A 2,513-nucleotide genomic window follows, 5' to 3' on the forward strand; every position below is an offset into this window, starting at 1 on the left:
TCTCTTCGGGTGCAGGTTCATCAGCGGGCCTTTCTGGCGTGATAGCAGGGAGCGCGAAGGGCTCATCGGCCGCGAGTTTGGCGAACAGCTCATCCGCCACTTCCTGGATCGGCACCACTTTGTTCGGGAAGTCGGGGTCGCCGGTCGTGCCGGGATATTGCACGAACAGGAGTCGATCCAGGTTGATGTCTTTGAGTGCAAGGGCCATGGAGACCATGGTGTTGATGTCGGCCAGGTTGGTCGAGAGCCGGATGTTGGTCGCGGCAGCGTCGGCCAGGTTGATCAGAGTAGGGATGTTGGTGAGCGTGCCGTTGCCTTTGACGGTGCGCATGAGTGAGGCCATGTACATCTGTTGCGAGGAGATTCTCGCCAGGTCGCTCCGGTCGCCGACGCCTTCGCGGCTGCGCAGGAATGCCAGAGCATTCGCCCCGGCGACGATGCTCGGGCCTTCAGGCAGGTCGAGGCCCGCGTCAGGATCGTTGATGGGCGCGCTCAGACAGATGGGTACGCCGCCGACGGCGTCGCTCATCTGCACAACACCGCTGAAGGTAATGACGCCGGCGTAGGGGATGTCTAGTCCCGTCAGCTCGGACACCGTCTGGACCACGCAGGGTAGTCCCCCGCGAGCCATGGCCTCATTGATGGGGCGCGCCGACATGGCGTCAAAAGTCTCTTCGGTTTTGGCGTCTGTGCACTCGGGGTGCGCCACGATGAGGTCACGGGGGATGCTCACCACGACGGCGTTGGTGTGGTCTGCAGACACGTGCACGAGAATGTTCACATCGTTGAGGGTCGCGTCTCGTTCACCATACGCGGCACCCTGGGCGGCATCGTTGTCGACGCCGACCATGAGGATGTTGAACCCTTCTCTGTAGCTTCCAAGCTGGGGTGCTGGAGCATTGGTCTGCCCGACGCCGATGTCGATGGCATTGTCATCGACCTTCTGACTAAAGTTCGAGACGGCAATGGCGGCCACCGAGGCCGTGCTGACGACTGCGACAGCCATCACCATCGCCATCCACCGCAGAAAGGTCGTGTACGGATTCGATCTTTTCAGACGCCCGTGACGCGCGATTCCCACAACTCGCGTGCTTCGTCTGCCGTTGTCAGCCACAGCGACCGGGTTCTCGTAGGCGCGGGTGCACCGGAGTCTGGGTTACCGTCCCGTTCCAGAAATCAGCTCTCATCGGGTCTGGGCGATGATCGCCTCAGCAACTGTGGCCGCTCCGTCGGATGCCACGCCAAAGAGCGTCTGGCCGAGAGTGAAATAGACAGGCGAGCGAGGCCCGTCCTCACGACGCGCCTGCAGCGCCGTCTCCCCTGCCACTGCTCCGTCGAGAACGATCGGTTCGAGCGCTGACGAGATGTCGGGCATCGTCGCCAGCTCCTCGATGAACGGGTCGAAGCCGCGTATGACGGTGATTTCAGTGTTCCCGAATCCTTCTGCGAACAGCTCGCACCTGAACACACCGATTCGCGCCTCCACAGCGTCGGCGAGTCCGTCGATGATTTTCGCGCGCGAATCGACCAGGGTGTACTCCACCGACGCCCCGTCAAGCTGCAGCGCGTTCTCAATTCCCACCTGGTCGAGGCCACCGTCACAGCGTGCCTCGCCCTCGCGGAACTGACCCTTTGGCCAGCCCACTTGGTCAGCCGTCGCCGCGGTGATCGTCGCAAAAGTCGTTTCTGCGGCAGGCATCATTGCATCGAGGACGCCATCGAACGACGCACCCTCGAATCGGCTCCCACCACTGATGAGCCCCGACGAGGTAACCCGCATGTCGACCCAGGCGGTCCCCACGGGAGCGGATATCCGCCATCCGGACTCGCCTGCGCTGGTTACCGCGTCGACCTGGCCGACTGTTCGGTGTTCCTCGGAGGGGACATCGCCTGCATACGGGGCCACCCAGTCGGCCGCCGCGTCGGGCAGCACCTCAACGCTCAAATACGCCCAATCGCCCTGTTCATCACTGATGCCCACCTGTCCCGTTCCCGCTCGCCAGGAACAGGCGAGTCCGCCAGCTCCGGTGAGCAATGCGTGCTCGACGGCGTAGGAAGGCTGTACGGCCTCCACTAGCGCGGGCGTCACACCATCGGTGCCCGTGAGCGCCAGGACCGCGGCGTCTGGTGACAACAGATCCGCGCAGGTGAGCGGCGTTGTTGTGTCAATAGTCTCGGCCGTGACCTTCGAGGAGGCAGGGGCGCTTGCCGGCGCCACGGCCGCGCACGAAGCCAGCGAGGCGGTCAGCACAACGAGGACGGTGGAGGCAGCAAAGCGCAGAGATCGCATATCCCGACACTAACGGCGCACTGAGAGGGCCTGAGCAAAAGGAATGAGGTGACATTCGCTGAATCGGTGTCGACAGCGGGTGTCTCACTGGCTGAGACACAGCCCAGGGCCGCATGGAAGATCCAGCACCCCCAAAACTGGGCTCACCCCGACAAGTCACCCGCGCACGGCCGTCTGGACCACCAGGCTGCCTCGCAACTCGGGCGTGCCCAGCCGTGCTCAA

2 protein-coding genes are annotated in these 2,513 nt (G+C 63.5%); both read right to left on the minus strand.

All coding sequences use genetic code 11. The features are described from left to right. The coding region (locus E3T19_RS17135; RefSeq protein WP_166788914.1) for an LCP family protein at positions 1-1,006 on the minus strand (1,006 nt) is incomplete at its 3' end. 177 nt (positions 1,007-1,183) lie between these two features. Further along, the gene (locus tag E3T19_RS17140; protein WP_134409426.1) at positions 1,184-2,290 is read right to left on the minus strand and encodes a hypothetical protein; all 1,107 of its coding nucleotides are present in this window, start codon (positions 2,288-2,290) and stop codon (positions 1,184-1,186) included. Between the last annotated feature and the right edge of the window lie 223 nt (positions 2,291-2,513).

Source organism: Cryobacterium sp. TMT4-31, from assembly GCF_004403385.1.
GTDB classification, from domain to species: domain Bacteria; phylum Actinomycetota; class Actinomycetes; order Actinomycetales; family Microbacteriaceae; genus Cryobacterium; species Cryobacterium zongtaii.